General features: G+C 69.5%; 17 protein-coding genes and 1 pseudogene. 8 read left to right on the forward strand and 10 right to left on the reverse strand.

Going from position 1 to position 17,076, the window contains the following annotated elements:
* From eno to C6P61_RS10950, 3 genes and pseudogenes are all read right to left on the reverse strand, one after another.
* A pseudogene (eno, locus tag C6P61_RS10940) lies at window positions 1-165 on the reverse strand (phosphopyruvate hydratase); the annotation flags it as partial.
* 67 nt (window positions 166-232) lie between these two features.
* Window positions 233-1,093 (reverse strand): 3-deoxy-8-phosphooctulonate synthase, encoded by an 861-nt coding sequence (gene kdsA / locus C6P61_RS10945; protein ID WP_105729970.1) that lies wholly within the window; start codon window positions 1,091-1,093, stop codon window positions 233-235.
* A 2-nt stretch (window positions 1,094-1,095) separates the two neighbouring features.
* Window positions 1,096-2,751, reverse strand: a complete 1,656-nt coding sequence (locus tag C6P61_RS10950) for a CTP synthase (RefSeq protein WP_105729971.1) — start codon at window positions 2,749-2,751, stop codon at window positions 1,096-1,098.
* Between the two features lie 111 nt (window positions 2,752-2,862).
* Between C6P61_RS10950 and coaBC the strand changes: the two genes are divergently transcribed.
* Window positions 2,863-4,083, forward strand: coding sequence for a bifunctional phosphopantothenoylcysteine decarboxylase/phosphopantothenate--cysteine ligase CoaBC (coaBC, locus tag C6P61_RS10955; RefSeq protein WP_105729972.1), 1,221 nt, complete (start codon window positions 2,863-2,865; stop codon window positions 4,081-4,083).
* A 13-nt stretch (window positions 4,084-4,096) separates the two neighbouring features.
* On the opposite strand, the gene C6P61_RS10960 is transcribed toward coaBC, so the two are convergent.
* Complete coding sequence (locus C6P61_RS10960) at window positions 4,097-5,212, reverse strand: substrate-binding domain-containing protein (RefSeq protein WP_105729973.1); 1,116 nt, start codon at window positions 5,210-5,212, stop codon at window positions 4,097-4,099.
* 134 nt (window positions 5,213-5,346) lie between these two features.
* On the opposite strand from C6P61_RS10960, the gene C6P61_RS10965 reads away from it, so the two are divergent.
* From C6P61_RS10965 to C6P61_RS10975, 3 genes are read left to right on the forward strand one after another with little or no spacing between them, the layout of a single operon-like run.
* Complete coding sequence (locus tag C6P61_RS10965) at window positions 5,347-6,093, forward strand: ABC transporter permease (RefSeq protein ID WP_105729974.1); 747 nt, start codon at window positions 5,347-5,349, stop codon at window positions 6,091-6,093.
* Window positions 6,090-6,812 carry an energy-coupling factor ABC transporter ATP-binding protein gene (locus C6P61_RS10970; RefSeq protein WP_105729975.1) on the forward strand — a complete coding sequence of 241 codons (723 nt, stop codon included), beginning with the start codon at window positions 6,090-6,092 and terminating at the stop codon, window positions 6,810-6,812. Before C6P61_RS10965 ends, C6P61_RS10970 begins: the two co-directional genes overlap by 4 nt.
* Window positions 6,809-7,660, forward strand: coding sequence for an ABC transporter substrate-binding protein (locus C6P61_RS10975; protein WP_105729976.1), 852 nt, complete (start codon window positions 6,809-6,811; stop codon window positions 7,658-7,660). Before C6P61_RS10970 ends, C6P61_RS10975 begins: the two co-directional genes overlap by 4 nt.
* A 39-nt stretch (window positions 7,661-7,699) precedes the next feature.
* On the opposite strand, the gene C6P61_RS10980 is transcribed toward C6P61_RS10975, so the two are convergent.
* From C6P61_RS10980 to tsaE, 3 genes are all read right to left on the reverse strand, one after another.
* Window positions 7,700-8,599: a recombination-associated protein RdgC gene (locus tag C6P61_RS10980; protein ID WP_105729977.1), complete on the reverse strand. Its 900-nt coding sequence runs from the start codon at window positions 8,597-8,599 to the stop codon at window positions 7,700-7,702.
* Between the two features lie 82 nt (window positions 8,600-8,681).
* Window positions 8,682-10,202, reverse strand: coding sequence for an N-acetylmuramoyl-L-alanine amidase (locus tag C6P61_RS10985; RefSeq protein ID WP_105729978.1), 1,521 nt, complete (start codon window positions 10,200-10,202; stop codon window positions 8,682-8,684).
* The gene (gene tsaE / locus C6P61_RS10990) at window positions 10,199-10,762 is read right to left on the reverse strand and encodes a tRNA (adenosine(37)-N6)-threonylcarbamoyltransferase complex ATPase subunit type 1 TsaE (protein WP_146115039.1); all 564 of its coding nucleotides are present in this window, start codon (window positions 10,760-10,762) and stop codon (window positions 10,199-10,201) included. The genes C6P61_RS10985 and tsaE overlap by 4 nt, the downstream gene beginning before the upstream one ends.
* Between tsaE and queG the strand changes: the two genes are divergently transcribed.
* The gene (gene queG / locus C6P61_RS10995) at window positions 10,745-11,857 is read left to right on the forward strand and encodes a tRNA epoxyqueuosine(34) reductase QueG (protein ID WP_146115040.1); all 1,113 of its coding nucleotides are present in this window, start codon (window positions 10,745-10,747) and stop codon (window positions 11,855-11,857) included. The genes tsaE and queG overlap by 18 nt on opposite strands.
* 31 nt (window positions 11,858-11,888) lie before the next feature.
* Here the strand turns inward: queG and C6P61_RS11000 are convergent, their stop codons facing one another.
* A complete protein-coding gene (locus C6P61_RS11000; RefSeq protein ID WP_105729980.1) occupies window positions 11,889-12,800 on the reverse strand; it encodes an AEC family transporter in 912 nt (303 codons plus the stop codon).
* A 105-nt stretch (window positions 12,801-12,905) separates the two neighbouring features.
* Between C6P61_RS11000 and C6P61_RS11005 the strand changes: the two genes are divergently transcribed.
* The 3 genes from C6P61_RS11005 to rnhA are packed head-to-tail and all read left to right on the forward strand — an operon-like array spanning window position 12,906 to window position 15,111.
* Entirely contained in the window at window positions 12,906-13,844 is a 939-nt protein-coding gene (locus C6P61_RS11005; protein WP_105729981.1) for a hypothetical protein, read from the forward strand.
* A gap of 17 nt (window positions 13,845-13,861) precedes the next feature.
* Window positions 13,862-14,677 carry a class I SAM-dependent methyltransferase gene (locus tag C6P61_RS11010; protein WP_105729982.1) on the forward strand — a complete coding sequence of 272 codons (816 nt, stop codon included), beginning with the start codon at window positions 13,862-13,864 and terminating at the stop codon, window positions 14,675-14,677.
* Window positions 14,674-15,111: a ribonuclease HI gene (gene rnhA / locus C6P61_RS11015; RefSeq protein ID WP_105729983.1), complete on the forward strand. Its 438-nt coding sequence runs from the start codon at window positions 14,674-14,676 to the stop codon at window positions 15,109-15,111. The genes C6P61_RS11010 and rnhA overlap by 4 nt, the downstream gene beginning before the upstream one ends.
* 9 nt (window positions 15,112-15,120) lie before the next feature.
* On the opposite strand, the gene moeA is transcribed toward rnhA, so the two are convergent.
* On the reverse strand, window positions 15,121-16,398 hold the full coding sequence (gene moeA / locus C6P61_RS11020; protein WP_105729984.1) for a molybdopterin molybdotransferase MoeA: 1,278 nt from the start codon (window positions 16,396-16,398) through the stop codon (window positions 15,121-15,123).
* A gap of 34 nt (window positions 16,399-16,432) precedes the next feature.
* Window positions 16,433-17,041 (reverse strand): molybdenum cofactor guanylyltransferase MobA, encoded by a 609-nt coding sequence (gene mobA, locus C6P61_RS11025; RefSeq protein ID WP_425319748.1) that lies wholly within the window; start codon window positions 17,039-17,041, stop codon window positions 16,433-16,435.
* Window positions 17,042-17,076 lie beyond the last annotated feature (35 nt).

Genomic DNA, 17,076 nt, shown 5'->3' on the forward strand with positions numbered 1-17,076 from the left:
GTCGCCGTCGCGCAGCTCGATGGCTTCGCGGCTGCCGGTGGAGGCGCCCGACGGCACGGCCGCGCGGCCCATGACGCCGCTTTCGAGCAGCACGTCGCACTCGACGGTGGGGTTGCCGCGGCTGTCGAGCACTTCACGGCCGACGATATCAACGATTGCACTCATGTCTTACCTTTGGAGTTGAAAAATACTGGGACCTGGCCGCAGCGGGCGACCGGGCCGGAGGGCAGGGTCAGAACTCGCCGAAGCGGTTTTCCAGGAAGCCGTGGCGCTTGGTCACGCGGTCGAGCTCGACCAGGGTTTCCAGCAGCGCCCGCATATGCTTGAGCGGTACCGCGTTGGGGCCGTCGCTCATGGCCTGGCGCGGATTCGGGTGGGTTTCCATGAACAGGCCGGCCACGCCGACGGCCACTGCCGCGCGCGACAGCACCGGCACCATCTCGCGCATGCCGCCGCTGCTCGTGCCCTGGCCGCCCGGCAGCTGCACGCTGTGGGTGGCGTCATAGACGACCGGTGCGCCGGTCTCGCGCATGATCGCCAGGCTGCGCATGTCGGACACCAGATTGTTGTAGCCGAAGCTCGCACCGCGCTCGCAGGCCATGAAGTTGTCTTCCGGCAGGCCCGCGTCGCGCGCGGCGGCACGCGCCTTGTCGATCACGTTCTTCATGTCGTGCGGCGCGAGGAACTGGCCCTTCTTGATGTTGACCGGCTTGCCCGACTGCGCCACGGCGCGGATGAAGTCGGTCTGGCGGCACAGGAAGGCGGGGGTCTGCAGCACGTCGACCACCCTGGCTACGGCCGCGATATCGGCTTCGGTGTGGACATCGGTCAGCACCGGCACGCCCAGCTCGCGCCGGACCTTGGCCAGGATCTCGAGGCCCTTGTCCATGCCAGGGCCGCGGAAGGTGCTGCCGCTGGAGCGGTTGGCCTTGTCGTAGCTGCTCTTGAAGATGAAGGGGATGCCGAGCTCGGCGGTGATCGCCTTGAGCTCGCCGGCCACGTCCATCTGGAGCTGCTCGGACTCGATCACGCAGGGGCCCGCGATCAGGAAAAAGGGCTGGTCCAGCCCGACATCGAAGCCGCAGAGTTTCATGCTCAGCCTTTCTTGGACTTGTGCTGGATCAGGCCGGCCTTGACGAAGGCGTTGAACAGCGGGTGGCCGTCCCAGGGCGTGGACTTGAACTCGGGGTGGAACTGCACGCCGACATACCAGGGGTGGACGTCCTGCGGCAGCTCGACCATCTCGGTCAGGTGCTCGCGCTGGGTCAGCGCCGAGATCACCAGGCCGGCCGCGCGCAGCCGGTCCAGATACTGGGTGTTGGCCTCGTAGCGGTGGCGGTGACGTTCGGTCACGACATCGCCGTAGATGGCGTGCGCCAGCGTGCCGGGCGCCACGTCGGAGCTCTGCGCGCCCAGGCGCATGGTGCCGCCGAGGTCGGAGTTGGCGTCGCGCTTCTGGATGCTGCCGTCGGCGTCCTGCCACTCGTCGATCAGCGCGATCACCGGGTGCGGGGTCTGGGGCTCGAACTCGGTCGAGTTGGCGTGCGTCAGGCCGGCGACATGGCGCGCGAACTCGATCGTGGCGACCTGCATGCCGAGGCAGATGCCCAGATAAGGCACGCCATGCTCGCGGGCAAAGCGCGCCGCGGCGATCTTGCCCTCCACGCCGCGCTTGCCGAAGCCGCCCGGCACCAGGATGGCGTCGAAGCCGCCGAGCTGGTTCGCCACGTCGCCGGATTCCAGCGTCTCGGAGTCGACGTAGGTGATCTCGGACTTGACATGGTTCTTCATGCCGGCGTGGCGCAGCGCCTCGTTGACCGACTTGTAGCTGTCCGACAGCTCGACATACTTGCCGACCATCGCGATCCTGACCACGCCTTGCGGATGCTGGGTCTCGTAGACCAGGTCGTCCCAGCGCTTGAGGTTGGCCGGCGGCGTGTTCAGGCGCAGCTTGTCGCAGATCAGGCCGTCGAGGCCCTGCTCGTGCAGTACGCGCGGCACCTTGTAGATGGTGTCGACGTCGGGCATCGAGATCACGCCCCATTGCGCGACGTTGGTGAACAGGCTGATCTTCTCGCGCTCGTCGTCGGGGATCGGGCGGTCGGCGCGGCACAGCAGCGCGTCGGGCTGGATGCCGATCTCGCGCATCTTCTGCACCGTGTGCTGGGTCGGCTTGGTCTTGAGTTCGCCCGCGGCGGCGATCCACGGCACATAGGTCAGGTGCACGAAGGCCGCGTTGTTCGGGCCTAAGCGCAGGCTCATCTGGCGCACCGCTTCGAGGAAGGGCAGCGACTCGATGTCGCCGACGGTGCCGCCGATCTCGACGATCGCGACATCCACCGCTTCCGTGGTGTTGTAGCCGGCGCCGCGCTTGACGAAGTCCTGGATCTCGTTGGTCACATGCGGGATCACCTGCACGGTCTTGCCGAGGTAGTCGCCGCGGCGTTCCTTCTCGAGCACGGACATGTAGATCTGTCCGGTCGTGAAGTTGTTGGTCTTCTTCATCCGGGTGGTGATGAAGCGCTCGTAGTGGCCCAGGTCGAGGTCGGTCTCGGCGCCGTCATCGGTCACGAAGACTTCGCCGTGCTGCATCGGCGACATCGTGCCCGGGTCGACGTTGAGGTAGGGGTCGAGCTTGATCAGGGTGACTTTGAGGCCGCGCGATTCGAGCAGGGCGGCCAGGGAAGCGGCGGCGATGCCCTTGCCCAATGAGGACACTACGCCGCCGGTAACAAACACAAATTTGGTCATGTCGCAGACGAGCCTGTGAGGCTCGCAGGAGTGTGAAATGGGGATTATAAAAGCCGGTGCCGGGTTTTGGCTCGGGGCCGGTGCCTGCGTGGCTGGTGTACATTGCTCGCCATGACGGATCTGGCAGGAAAACATATCGTTCTGGGCCTCTCGGGAGGCATCGCGTGCTACAAGTCGGCTGAGCTGTGTCGCTTGCTGGTCAAGGCCGGCGCGACCGTGCAGGTGCTGATGACCGAGGCGGCCGCGCAGTTCATCACCCCGGTCACGATGCAGGCGCTGAGCAACCGGCCGGTCGTGATCAGCCAGTGGGATGCGCGCGAGCCCAACAACATGCCGCACATCAACCTCGGGCGCGAGGCCGATGCGATCCTGGTCGCCCCGGCCAGCGCCGACCTGCTGGCCCAACTGGCGCAGGGCCGCGCGGCCGACCTGCTGACGCTGACCTGCCTGGCGCGCCCGCTCGAGCGCGCGCCCTTGCTGCTGGCGCCGGCGATGAACCGTGAGATGTGGGCCCATCCGGCGACGCAGCGCAACATCGCGCAATGCCAGGCCGACGGCGCGACCGTGCTGCCGGTCGGGCAGGGCGAGCAGGCCTGCGGCGAGACCGGCGACGGCCGCATGCTCGAGCCGGCCCAGCTGCTCGAGGCCCTGGTCGCGTCGTTCCAGCCCAAGCGGCTGGCCGGCCACCAGGTGCTGGTGACCGCCGGCCCGACCTTCGAGGCGATCGACCCGGTGCGCGGCATCACCAACCATTCATCGGGCAAGATGGGATTCGCGATTGCGCGCGCCGCGCGCGAGGCCGGTGCCGAGGTCACCTTGGTGGCCGGCCCGGTCCATCTGCCGACGCCGCTGGGCGTGCGCCGCGTCGACGTGCAGTCGGCGCTGCAGATGCAAGCGGCGGTCCAGGCCGAAGTCGGTGCTGCGACGATCTTCATCGCGGCAGCCGCGGTGGCCGACTGGCGCCCGGCCGCGGCGGCCGAACACAAGATCAAGAAGGACGGCTCGGGCCTGCCGCCCGCGCTGCATTTCGTCGAGAACCCCGACATCCTGGCCGGCGTCGCGGCCGACCCGCGCGCCAGCCGCGGCGAGCTCTACTGTGTCGGCTTTGCCGCCGAGAGCCAGGACCTGCTGGCCAATGCCCAGGCCAAGCGCCTGCGCAAGCGGGTGCCGCTGCTGGTCGGCAACATTGGTCCGGCCACCTTCGGCCGCGACGACAACGCGCTGCTGCTGGTCGACGCGCAGGGCGCACAGGAGCTGCCCCACGGCAGCAAGACCGAGCTGGCGCGCCAGTTGGTGGCCGAGATCGCACGCCGCCTGCCCGTGGCAGGCTGAAGCCGCCAAGTCGTCAATCTTGCCCCTGGCCTGCCGGCGTGCGCGGCGCCAGCTGCCACCAGGGCAGTTCGCGCCGCAGCGACAGCACCTGGCCGCTGGCTTGCGGCGCATAGCCCGGCAGCTGCGCGATCCGGCTTTGCCAGGCCGGTTGCGCCAGCAGCTCGCGCAGCCGTCGCAGCTCGGGCTGCTCGAGCGCGCTCTTCAGGCAGGCCAGGTAGTAGCGCTCGCTGGCCAGCGGCACGAAATCCAGCCCCTGCGCGCGCGCTGCCGCTTCGGTGCCCAGGCCGCAGTCGGCGCTGCCCGAGGCCACGGCCTGTGCCACCGCCGCATGCGAAGGCTCGCAGCGCAGATAGCCCTGGATCTGGCCGGGCTCGAGTCCGGCTTGCTGCAGCAGCTCGTCGAGCAGGACCCGGGTCCCTGAGCCCAGCGCCCGGTTGACGAAGCGGGCCTTCCAGCGCGCGACCCGCGCCAGGCTGTCGAGCCGCAGCGGATTGCCGCGCGCGACCATCAGGCCCTGCTGGCGGCGGGCAAAGCCGATCAGCTTGTGCAGCCCCGGCTGCAGCAGCGGCTGGTAGGTCCGGGCCGTCACGCTAGCGCCGTCCGCGCCCTCGCGCACATGAAAGCCGGCCAGCACGCAGTCGCCCGCGTTCAGGGCCCGGATCGCCTCGACGCTACCGCTGAAGCGGATGTCCAGGTGCAGCGCGGCCTGGCTGGCCGCATGGTCCTGCAGCAGCGGCAGCGCGTCGTCATGGCTGGCATGCAGCATCAGCACCAGCGCCTGCGGGTCGAAGGCCAGTGCCAGCGTACGCTCGAGTTCGGCGCGCAGCGCCTCGATCTGCGGCCCGAGCCGGGCCTGGGCCAGCCTTTCGCTCCAGAGCAGCCGGTCGGCAAACGGGGTCAGCCTGGCTGCCTGGCCGCGCTCCCAGAAGATCAGGTCCTGCTCCAGGGTCTGCTCCCAGTCCTTCAGCTGGCCCCAGACATGGCGGTAGGACAGGCCGAGCTGACGCGCCGCACCCGAGATCGAGCCGCTGTCGCGCACGGCCAGCAGCAGCTCGAACAGCGGGTTGCGGATCAGGGCGGCCGGCTCGCGCTCGCTGCAGAGCCGGTAGCTGAGTTCTATCTTGCGCATGTCGCGACAGTGTGCCCGATCCAGGGCCGGCAGCCTGCCTCCTTATGCATGGAGCTGCATAACTTGGACCCGTTGGCGCTTGCCGGGTGATGGCCAGGCTAGGATGAGTCGCGACACCATAAAACAGGAGATCCATGGCCGCCTTCACCGATGCCGCGCTCGGCGCCTTGCAGCTGCTCGTCGAGCGCGATCCGGCGCTGTGGGCGATTGTCGGCCGCTCGCTGGCGGTCAGCGCCACGGCCTGCGTGCTGGCCTGCGTGCTTGGGCTGGCGCTGGGTGCCTGGCTCGGGGTGGCGCGCTTTCGCGGCCGCGAGGCGCTGCTGGCCTTGCTCAACACCTGGCTGGCGGTTCCTTCGGTGGTGGTCGGGCTGGTGGTCTATCTGCTGCTGTCGCGTTCCGGTCCGCTCGGCTTCCTGGGCTGGCTGTTCAGCTTCAAGGCCATGGTGCTGGCGCAGGCCCTGCTGGTGTTGCCGGTGGTCACGGCCCTGACGCGCCAGCTGGTCGATGACGCCGAGCGCCGCCATGGCGAGCAGCTCGCTTCGCTCGGTGCCCGGGCCGGCCTGCGCGGCGCCTTGCTGGCCTGGGATGAGCGCTATGCCTTGCTGACGGTGCTGATCACGGCGTTCTCGCGTGCGATCTCGGAGGTCGGCGCGGTGATGGTGGTCGGCGGCAATATCGAGGGCTTCACCCGCGTCATGACCACGGCGATCGCGCTCGAAACCAGCAAGGGCGACCTGCCGCTGGCGCTCGGCCTGGGCTGGGTGCTGCTGGCGGTGGTGCTGCTGCTCAATGCCGGCATCGCCGGGCTGCGGCGTTGGCGCGATCGTTCCGGCCTGGCGATGGCGGCCTTGCCGGCCAGCGTGCTGCAGGAGGCTTCATGAACGCGGTCCCGCTGTTGCAGCTGCGCGGCCTGTCGCTGCGCCTGGGTCCGGTCTGGGCGCTGCGCGACCTCAACCTGCGCCTGGAGGCGGGCGAGCGCCTGGCCCTGGTCGGCGCCAACGGCAGCGGCAAGACCAGCTTGCTGCGCGTGCTGAACGGCCTGCGTCCACCCAGCGCCGGCAGCCTGAGCTGGCGCCAGCCGCTGCGCCAGGCGATGCTGTTCCAGCGCCCGCATCTGCTGCGCTGCTCGGTCCGGCACAACGTGGCGCTGGGCCTGTGGCTGGCCGGCCAGTCCTGGCGCCAGGCGCGCAAGCGCGCGCTGCTGGCGCTGGAGCGGGTCGGCCTGGCCGAGCTGGCCGACCGGCGCGCCTCGGCGCTGTCGGGCGGCCAGCAGCAGCGCGTCGCGCTGGCGCGCGCCTGGGCGCTGGAGCCGCAGCTGCTGCTGCTCGACGAGCCCACCGCCAGCCTGGACCCGCATGCCAAGCGCGAGGTCGAGGCCTTGCTGGGCCAGATCAGCCGCGACGCCACCCAGCCCGAGCCCATGACGCTGGTGTTTGCCAGCCACAACCTGGGCCAGGTCAAGCGCCTGGCCAGCCGAGTCATTTACCTGGAGGGCGGTCGCATCCTGGCCGATCTGCCCGTCAACGATTTTTTCAACGATGCGCTGCTGGCGGGCAATTACCCCGAGGCGCAGGCTTTTGTCCGAGGAGAAGTGGCATGAAGTGGTCCGGAACTGTCCTGTTTTCTACCCGTCGCGGCTGGGGTGTCAGCGCCGCTGCACTCCTGCTGGGCGCCCTGGGCTGGGTGGCACCGATGGCTCCAGTAGCCGCGCAGTCGCCGTCGATTGTCGTGGCCTCCACCACCTCGACCGAGCAGTCGGGCCTGTTCGGCCATATCCTGCCCGAGTTCACCCAGGCCAGCGGCATCGCGGTCAAGGTGGTGGCGCTGGGCACCGGCCAGGCGATCGACATGGCGCGCCGTGGCGACGCCGATGTGCTGTTCGTGCATGACAAGGCGGCCGAGGAGAAGTTCGTCGCCGACGGCTTCGCGCCGCGCCGCTTTGATGTCATGTACAACGATTTCGTGCTGGTCGGCCCGAAGGCCGATCCGGCCCAGCTGCGCGGCAAGGACATCGTGGCGGCGCTCAGGAAGGTGGCCGCTACCCAGGCACCATTCGTCTCGCGCGGCGACAAGAGCGGCACCCATGCGGCCGAGCTGCGTTTCTGGCAGCAGGCCGGGGCCGACAAGGGATCGGGCTACAAGGAATGCGGCTGCGGCATGGGCCCGGCGCTCAACATGGCGGCCGCCACCGGCAGCTATCTGCTGGCCGACCGCGGTACCTGGCTCAGCTTCAAGAACAAGGCCGACCTGGCGGTGCTGGTCGAGGGCGACCCTCGCCTGTTCAACCCGTACGGCGTGATGCTGGTCAGCGCGGCCAAGCACCCGCATGTGAAATCGGCCGAGGGCCAGAAGTTCGTCGACTGGGTGCTGTCGCCGGCCGGCCAGGCGTCGATTGCCAGCTACAAGATCAACGGCGAGCAGCTGTTCTTCCCGAACGCCGTCCGTTGAGCGCCCGGCCCGCCAGCGACGGCGGGCTCGGTGCCAGGATCAGGCCAGCTCGCCGCCGAGCGCCGTCGTCAGGTCAGTGATCAGCGCGGCGAGTTCGCCGGTGGCGATCGCGACATCGCTGTCGAAGCCGCCGTTGTCCTCGGCGCCGGCCTGCTCCTCGAACACGCCGTCGAGGAAGGCGACCTTCTTGAGCTGGGTGCCCTCGGTCAGCACGAAGCTGACGCGGCCTTCCCAGTCGAGCGCGAGCTGGGTCGGCAGCTTGCCCTGCGCGATATGGCGCTTCATCTCCTCGTCGTCGAGCGGATGGCGGGTGAACTTGACGACCGAGTTCATCTCGTCGCCGCTCTTGAGCTCGACCTCGCGCCCGGGCGCGAAATGCGCCGGCCACTCGTCGGCGTTGCCGGTCAGCCATTGCGTCATCGCGGCCTGCGGCGAGACCTGGGTGTTGAGCAGCGACACCTGCAGTCCGGCCAGGCATTCGACCAGCGCGCTGACCAGGGTATCGGCCTTGCCCGTGCTGGCGCAGTCCAGCACCAGCCGGCCCTGCTCCAGGTCGAGCCAGACCAGGATGCTTGCGGTGCGCGCAAAGGCCATCGGCAGCAGCTCCTGCACGATCTCGTCGCGCAGCTCGCGGCTTTCCTTGCGGCCCGGCTTGCGGCCTTCCTTTTCCTCGATCTGGGCGCAGCGCTCCTCGAGTCGGCGCTTGACGACCGAGCCCGGCACGGCCTTGCTTTCGTGCATGAAGCGCAGGATGCGCTGGCCGGCGACCAGTTCGACCAGCGCGCCATGGGCCTGGCCGCGCGGCGGGGCCCAGCCGTAGGACTCGGGCTGCGTGGCGCCACAGGGCTGGAACGGCATCTTGGCCAGCGCGGCCTCCATGGCTTCGACTTCCATCGCCCAACCCGGGGCGATGCGGTAGACCATCACGTTCTTGAACAAATTCTTTCCTCTTTGGCTGTCCGGCATCAGGCCGGGGACTCGATTATGCGGGCCGGCGAGCGGCCGGGGCGGCTGGCCGACGTCAGAGCTGGCGGCTGCGCGCCAGCGGCGGATTGGCCGCGAAGTAGCGCGTGATGCCGCGCTGCAGCGCCTGGGCCAGCCGGTCCTGGAAGCCCGAGTCGAGCAGACGGGCTTCCTCTTGCGGGTTGCTGATGAAGGCGGTCTCGACCAGGATGCTCGGGATGTCGGGCGCCTTCAGCACTGCGAACGAGGCCTGCTCGACCCGGGGCTTGTGCAGCCGGCCGACGCGGCCGATCTCGCCCAGCAGCGCGCCGCCGAGCTTGAGGCTGTCGTTGATCTGGGCCGTGGTGCTCATGTCGAACAGCGCGCGCTGCACATGCACATCCTGCACCTTGACATTGATGCCGCCGACCCGGTCGGACTTGTTTTCCTGGTTCGCCATCCAGCGCGCGGCGGCACTCGAGGCGCCGCGGTCGCTCAGCGCGTAGACGCTCGCGCCCTGCGGGTCGGGGGTGTAGAAGGCATCGGCATGCAGGCTCACGAACAGGTCGGCCTGCACGCGGCGTGCCTTCTCGACCCGGACCTGCAGCGGCACGAAGAAGTCCGCATCGCGGGTCAGGAACACGCGCACCGGGTTGCCCTTGATCTCGAGGCCCTGCAGCCGGTCGCGCAGCTTGAGCGCGATCTGCAGCACCACATCCTTTTCCTGCGTGCCGGCCGGTCCGATCGCGCCCGGGTCCTCGCCACCATGGCCCGGGTCGAGCGCGATCACGATCAGGCGGTCGGTCTTGTCGCTGCGTGGCTCGGGCTCGGCGCGCGCCGGCGCGGCGGCCGTCTTGCGCGGCTCGCTGGCGACCGAGGGCGCAGTGACCTTGCCGTCAGCACGGATGTCGGTTCTGGGCTCGGCCCTGGCCTCGATTCTGCTGTCGGTTTTCTGGCCGCCAGCCTTGCCGCTGCCGGCCTGTTGCTGTATCAGTTCGCCCAGCAGATCCGGCTTGGCGGCGCCAGAGGGCGGGGAAGCCAAGGAGGCGGAGGAAGGTGAGGAGGAGGCCGAGGCAGCCGAAGCGCCAGCAGGGGCCGATGTGACGGCCTTGGCGCCCGGGCCGGCGGCGATCGTGGCTTCCAGGCCCTGCAGCCGCTGCTGGATCAGTTCTTCCAGCGGATCGACCGCGCGTGTCGGATAGAGGTCGAGCACCAGCCGGTGCTGGTAGGGCTCGACCGGCTTGAGGCTGAAGACCTGGGGCGCGACCGGTTGCTTGAGGTCGACCACCAGCCGCACCACATTGGGCGCGTTCTGTCCGACGCGCACGCCCGAAATATTGGGGTCATGCGGCTGGACCTTGCTGACCAGCTCACGCAAGCCGGGCAGCAGATCGAGCCCCTCGATGTCGACCGCCAGCCGGGGCGGGTCGGGCAGGACCAGCTGGCGTGCCACCAGCGGGCGGTCCGATTCGATCGTCAGTCGGGTGTAGTCGCGCGCCGGCCAGACCCGCACTGCCAGCAGGCTGGCGCCGCGCGCGAGTTGCGCCGGCCCGAGCCAGAGTGCGAGCAGGCCGCCGCCGAGCAGATGACGTCGTTTCATGGGGCAATGTCCTCCAGCAGCTTGAGGCCAGTCGCGCTGTGCGCCTTGAGCGTGACGATCCGGCTCTCGTCTTCCTGCGTGGCCAGTTCGAGGCTGAGGTCGGGCGCCGGCATCAGGCCCTGCGCCTTTTCGGGCCATTCGACCAGCTTCAGGCCTGGGTCGGCAAACACTTCGCGAAAGCCGGCATCTTCCCACTCGCGCGGGTCGCCGAAGCGGTAGAAGTCGAAATGCGACACGCTGAGTCCGGCGGGCCAGGCCGGTGCGGGCGGCGCCTGGTGCGGCTCGACCACGGCATAGGTCGGGCTCTTGATGCGTCCGGCCACGCCGAGCGCGCGCAGCAGATGGCGCACGAAGGTGGTCTTGCCGGCGCCGAGGTCACCGTGCAGCGTCAGCGTCGCATGGGCCAGTGCGGGGCTCAGCGCGAGCGCGCATGCCAGCGCCTGCGTGTCGTCCTCGCCGGCACACAGGACCGTGCGCTGCGCCAGACTGGCCGCCCGGGCCGGCTGCGCGCTTTCCACCGCGCTTTCTACAATAGGGGTCTGATGGTCGATGCTGCTCAATTCGTCTCGCAAATACAGGCCTGGGGCCGGGAACTCGGATTCTCCCAAATCGGAGTGGCCGCTGTCGACCTCTCGGCCGCCGAGCCCGGCTTGCTGGCCTGGCTCGAACAGGGTTTTCATGGCGACATGCACTACATGGCCGCCCATGGCGTCAAGCGCGCGCGACCGGCCGAACTGCTGCCCGGCACGCTCAGCGTGATCACGGCCAGGATGGATTATCTGCCGCGCGCCACGCCCGCGGGCTGGCAGGCCGTCGAATGGCAGCGCCATGACGATCCGGGCCAGGGCCTGGTCTCGCTCTACGCCCGCGGCCGGGACTACCACAAGGTGCTGCGCCAGCGCCTGCAGCAGCTGGCCGACCGCATGGCCGAGCAGCTCGGGCCGTTCGGTCACCGCGCCTTTACCGATTCGGCGCCGGTGCTCGAGGTCGAGCTTGCCAGCCGCAGCGGCCTGGGCTGGCGCGGCAAGCACACCCTGACGCTGAGCCGTGACGCCGGCTCGATGTTCTTCCTGGGCGAGATCTTTGTCGACCGCGCGCTGCCCGCTACCGAGCCGGCCAGCGCGCATTGCGGCCAGTGCCGCGCCTGCCTCGACGCCTGCCCGACCCAGGCCATCATCGCGCCGTATCGGCTCGATGCGCGGCGCTGCATCTCCTACCTGACGATCGAGCATGGCGGGCCGATTCCGCTCGAATTCCGGCCGCTGCTGGGCAACCGCATCTACGGCTGCGACGACTGCCAGCTGGCCTGTCCCTGGAACAAGTTCGCCCAGCGCGCCGTCCTGCCCGACTTCGATGCGCGCGCCCCGCTGACCGGGCGCGGCCTGATCGAGCTGTTCGGCTGGAGCGAGGAGCAGTTCCTGCGCCAGACCGAGGGCAGCCCGATCCGGCGCATCGGCCATGAGCGCTGGCGGCGCAACCTGGCCGTGGCACTGGGCAATGCGCTGCGCACGGCCGGCAGTACCGATGGCAGCGATCCGGCCGATTCTGCCGCTGCGTCGGTCAAGGCAGAGCTGCGCGCGGCGCTGCAGGCCGCCATGGACGACCCGAGCGAGCTGGTGCGCGAGCATGTGGCCTGGGCCCTGACGCAGTCCTAGCCGCAGGTCCTGGGACCGGCCTCACCAGCCATTACCAATGGGCCAACAGGCCCAGCGCCAGCGGCAGGCTCAGCATGCCCAGCAGCGTCGAGACCGTCACCAGTCCTGCGACATAGGCGCCGTTGTAGCCCATGCGCGCGGCCAGCACATAGCAGCTGGTGGCGGTCGGCACGGCCGAGAACATCAGCAGCACCCGGGTCGGCAGTTCGGGCAGCTGCCATAGCCGCGCCATCAGCAGCGCCAGCAGCGGCAGCCCGAGATGCTTGATCGTCAGCAGCGCCAGGCTCAGCGCCTTGCCCTCGCGCATGGCGCCGAGCTGCATGCCGGCACCCGCGGCCAGCAGGCCGAGCGCGATCGCCGCCTGGCCGATGCGCGTCAGCGTGGGCGTCAGGTCATCGGGCAGCTGCAGCCCGAGCAGGTTGGCGCACAGCCCGCTGGCCGTGGCCAGGATCAGCGGATTGCGCGCGAGTTCGCGCGACAGTCGCCCGCCGGCGTGGCGCGCCATCGGCAGCACCGCGCCGATGTTGAACACCGGCACCAGCAAGCCGATCAGCAGCGCCAGCAGCGGCAGGCCCGCAGGCCCTGCGACCCTCTCGATCAGTGCCAGCGCGATGAAGGAGTTGAAGCGGAACGCCACCTGGGCCCCCGCGGCATGCAGCCGGTGCTCGATCCGGCTCCCGAGCAGCGGCCAGCGCGGCAGCGAATAGGCCAGTGCGATGCCGGCTGCCGCCATGCACAGGCCGGCCCCCATCAGCGGCCGGGCCGCCTGCCAGTCCAGCGGGTGCTTGACGATCGAGTGAAACAGCAGCACCGGGAACAGGAAGTAGTAGACCAGCCGGTCGACCTGGTCCCAGACCTGGCGGTTCAGCGCGCTGTGGCGGCACAGCAGATAGCCGCACAGGATCAGCACGAAGTCGGGTAGCAGCAGTGGGAAGAAGTTCACCCCGCAAGCATAAATGCTTGCTCTGCGATCCCTGTATGAACCATGTCACAATCTTGCCTCTTATTCCTATCAGAGCCCACCTATCGGGCCATTACTTTTATGAAAATGAAGTTTCATCTGGGCAAGCGCAGCATGCCCCGCCATCCCCATTCCCATCAGCCCGGTGGCGGCATCACCCAGGTCGTCGCGCTGGTCGACGAGCGCTACCTCAAATGGCTGGCGGCCCAGCATGCCAGCGCGCCCTTGCAGCTGCAGCGCCACAACCTGCAGCCGGTGCTGGTCGATCTGCTGCGCCAGAGTGCGCCCGATACCCAGCTGCTGCGCGCCTATGTGTTTTCCGATCAGCAGGTGCTCGACCTGTGCGATGACGTCGTCGTGCGCGGCGTGCCGCAGCATGCGATCGATGGCGGCCTGGGCCTGGTGCGCTCGCTCGGGCTCGAGCTCAACCAGCTGGCCCAGCATGGCGGCGCCGGCCTGGTGCTGATCCTGAGCGACGACGAGCGCCTGATTCCCTATATTGATGAAGCACAGTGGCGCGGCCTCAAGGTGGCGCTGGTCAGCGACGAGGGCAGCCTCGACATGCCCAAGCTCATGACCGAGGACCCGAGCTGGGCCCGCCTGCTGCTGCAGGCCGACCGCCGCCTCGCGCTGGGATCGACCGCCTGGGAGGCGCTGACCGTGCCGGGCGCCGTGCTGCAGTCCAGCCGCCCCCCGGTCTCCCAGCTGCCGGCGCAGCAGTCCGAGCGCGATAGTGACGCCGGCGAGAGTTATTTCAGCAACGCCTTGCCCTCGGACGACTGGCTTGAGCAGGTCAGGCAGGTGATCCAGTCCTGGTGGTCCGAGGAGACCCCCGACGCCCGTCTCGATCTGCAGGAAGAGATGCAGAACAGCCAGGGCGTGCCGCCCGAGACCGACCGCCATCTGCTGCTGCGCGTGCGCCGCGAGCTGGCGCGCACGCTGAGCTTCCAGGAGAAGAAGGCGATGCGCGAGCTGATCCGAGCCACCGTGCTGGCGCCGGCACAGGACCTGCCGGTCACCTCCTGAGCGGGACCGGGCCGGTCATGAACGACAGGAGCGCATCCGGCCAGGAGCTCGCGGCCTGGTTCGCGACCCCGCCCGGGCGCTATCTGCTCGACTGGGAGCGCGAGCAGTTCGACCGGGCGGTGGCGGATCGCTTCGGCTACCACGCGCTGCAGCTCGGCCTGCCCGAGCTCGCCACGCTGCGCGCCAACCGCATGCCGCACCGCTGGCTGGCGCTGCCTGAGTCCGCCGAGGCCGCCGGGCTGGCGAGCGTAGGCCCGGACGCCGACCCCGCGGTCGCGCTCGTGACCCATGCCGCCGCGCTGCCCTTTGCGGCCAGCAGCCTGGACCTGGTGGTGTTGCCGCACACGCTCGAATTCAGCGCTGACCCGCATGCCGTGCTGCGCGAGGTCGAGCGCGTGCTGGTGCCCGAGGGCCGGGTCGTGATCTCGGGCTTTCACCCCTTGAGCCTCTGGGGCTGGCGCCAGTGGCGCGCGCGCTGGGCTGCCCGCCTGGGCTTGCGGGGCGATTCCGCTCAGCTGTTCCTGCCCGAGGCCGGCGATTTCATCGCGCCCTGGCGCGTGCATGACTGGCTGCACCTGCTGAGCTTCGAGCCCGAATTCCAGACCCAGGGCTGCTGGCGTCCGGCCGTGCGCAGCGAAACCTGGTTGCAGCGCTGGGCCTGGATCGACCGCATCGGCCCGCATGGCTGGCCGCTGCCGGGCGCAGTCTATTTTCTGGTCGCGGTCAAGCGCGTGCGCGGCATGCACCTGCTGGGCCCGGCCTGGAAGCCGCGCCGCGCCGGCCTCAAGCCGGTCGCGGTGGCGCAAAAACATCCCTTATCTAAGAATCGATGAATCCTGTCACCATTTACACCGACGGTGCCTGCAAGGGCAATCCGGGTCCGGGCGGCTGGGGCGTGCTGTTGCGCGCGGGCGCGGCCGAAAAGGAACTTTTTGGCGGCGAGCGCGAGACCACCAACAACCGCATGGAGCTGACTGCCGTGATCCAGGGCCTGCTGGCCTTGAAGCGGCCCTGCCATGTCAGCCTCTACCTCGACAGCCAGTATGTGCGCAAGGGCATCACCGAGTGGATGGCGGGCTGGAAGGCACGCGGCTGGAAGACCGCGTCCAAGGAGCCGGTCAAGAACCAGGACCTGTGGCAGCAGCTCGACGCGGTGGTGCAGGGGCATGGTCACCGGATCGACTGGCACTGGGTGCGCGGACATGCCGGCGACCCGGGCAACGAGCGCGCCGATGCGCTGGCCAACCGCGGCGTGCCCACCCGCTAAACCAGCGTCTCAGATCAGGCCGTCGAACAGCAGCAGCTCGACCGGGTCGCCGATGGCAACGTTGCCTTGGCCGTGATCGAGCCGGATCAGGCAGTTGGCCTCGGCCATCGAGCGCAGCACGCCCGAGCCCTGGCTGCCGGTGCTGCGCACCTGCAGGCTGCCGTCGGCGGTGCGGCTTGCGATACCGCGCTGGAATTCGGTGCGGCCCGGCTTCTTGCGCATCGCCTGCTCGCTGCGCGCCGTCACGCGCAGCGGCTGGGTCTGGCTCGCGCCCATCAGGCGCAGCAGGGCGGGGCGCACGAAGGCCAGGAAGGTCACCATGACCGCGACCGGATTGCCGGGCAGGCCGAACAGCAGCGCGCTGCGACCGGCCTGTTGCAGCCGGCCCACCGCCATCGGGCGGCCCGGACGCATCGCGATGCGCCAGAACGCCATGTCGCCCAGCTGCCGCATGACCGCCTTGGTGTGGTCGGCCTCGCCGACGCTGACGCCGCCGCTCGTGATGACCGCGTCGGCCATCGACGCGGCCTGCCGGAAGGCCGCTTCCAGGCTGTCGGCCCGGTCCGGCACCGCGCCGAGGTCGATCAGCTCGACCCCGAGGCGCTTGAGCAGGCCGAACAGGGTGTAGCGGTTGCTGTCGTAGACCGCGCCTTCGCGCGGCGGCTGACCCAGGCTCAGGATCTCGTCGCCGGTCGAGAAGAAGGCCACTTTCGGGCGCCGCCATACCGTGACCTCGGCCAGTCCCAGGCTGGCGATCAGCCCGAGCGCGGCCGGCCCGATCCGGCTGCCGGCCAGCAACGCCGGCTGGCCGGCCATCAGGTCCTCGCCCAGCAGGCGGCGGTTGTCGCCCGCGCGCAGTGCATCGGCCGGAATCTGGATGAACTCGCCTTCGATCCGGGTCAGCTCGAGCGGCACCACGGTGTCGAGTCCGGCCGGCATTACCGCGCCGGTCATGATCTTCACGCATTGGCCCGGCCCCAATTCGCCCTGCCAGGCTGCGCCGGCATAGGCGGTGCCGACCACGCGCAGCGCCAGCGCCTGGCCGGCTTGCAATTGAGAGCCGGCAAAGGCGAAGCCGTCCATCGCCGAGTTGTCGTGCGGCGGCACACTGAGCGGCGCGATCAGGTCTGCCGCCAGCACCCGGTCGAGCGCGTCGAACAGGCCGACGCGTTCGGTCTGCACCACCGGCTCGACCAGCCGCGACAGGAACTCGTCGACCGCATCGGCCGGCAGTGCGTTCGGGTCATAGCCTTGCAGTTCGGCCGCGATCTGGTCCAGTGTCTTCATCTTCAAGCAGGAAATGGGGGTCGGTCAATTGGGGTCAGAGACCGATTTCGAGCGCACGCAGTTCGGCCAGGGTGTTGGCATTGTAGAAGGCGCGCGGGTCGTCGCCGGGCGCATCGAAGGCGACCGCGACATGGCGCTGCGATCCGATCCAGTGGTCGATCTTGCGTCCGCCGCCCTGCAGGTAGGCGTGCAGGCTGCCGGCCAGTTCGCGCCGGAGCAGGCAGAACACCGGCTGGCGGCGCAGCAGGCCTTCCTCGTCGCGGCCCAGCGCCAGCGCCAGGTCGGCGCCCTCGCGCTCGGCCGCCTGCGCCAGCCGCTCCAGCAGGTCGAGCGGAAACAGCGGCGAGTCGCAGGGCACGGTCAGCAGCCAGGGCCGGCTGCTGTGCTCCAGCCCGGCCAGGAAGCCCGCCAGCGGACCCGGGAAGTCGGCCAGGGCATCGGGCCAGACCGGCAGTCCCAGCGCGCGGTAGTCGTCCAGGTGCCGGTTGGCGTTGACCATGATGGTGCCAAGCCGCCCGCCGGCCTGCTGGCGCAGCCGCGCCAGCGCGTGCTCGACCAGCGCTTGCCCGTTGAGGTGCTGCAGTCCCTTGTCGACCCCGCCCATGCGCGAGCCCCGGCCGCCGGCCAGGATCAGCGCGTCCACCGATGTGCTTGCCTCTGTGCTGGTCTGTGTGTCCA

Origin of the sequence: Malikia spinosa, from assembly GCF_002980625.1 — a bacterium.
GTDB lineage: Bacteria > Pseudomonadota > Gammaproteobacteria > Burkholderiales > Burkholderiaceae_C > Malikia > Malikia spinosa.